1 pseudogene is annotated in these 472 nt (G+C 56.1%); it reads right to left on the bottom strand.

The annotated features are described in order from the left end of the window. Positions 1-472, bottom strand: a pseudogene (locus ACLI09_RS18060) (hypothetical protein); the annotation flags it as partial.

Below are 472 nucleotides of genomic sequence, written 5' to 3'. Positions count from 1 at the left end.
ATACGATGCGGTAACAGCCGGTTTCAACATCTTCTACTTTTACATAGATGGCTTCTACTGCCGGTGAAGCAACGTTGCTGTAGGCAGACGGGGTGGCTATCGCACCGGTGCCGGCTACGGCATCGGCATAGCTGTGGTAAAAGCTTACCGCTACACCAGGGGCATCCCCTGTAATGTCAGGGATGGTGCTGGTAAGGTCAAACTCCTCAATGCCGTCGTTAAGGGTTTCTTCGTCGCAAAGGCTGTAGGGCAGCGGAGGGTTAGCTACCGGCAGCGGGTTTACAACCAGCTCCAGTTCCACCACGTCAAAACAGCCCGTGGCATTGTTGGTTACCGTTATCCATACCAGGCCGCTCTGCGATGGGTAGGCCGAAGGGGTACTTATCGGGGTGCCGCCGTTCTCCGCGGCGTTCTCCGTCTGGTAATAGTTTACGCTGTACTGCGCCGGGTCCATCGTGTTAAGCACCGTTGC

This window comes from Flavobacterium sp. RHBU_24 (assembly GCF_046613695.1).
Taxonomy (GTDB): domain Bacteria; phylum Bacteroidota; class Bacteroidia; order Flavobacteriales; family Flavobacteriaceae; genus Flavobacterium.
The sequence above is the reverse complement of the archived record's forward strand: the minus strand, read 5'-3'. Positions and strand labels throughout refer to the sequence as shown.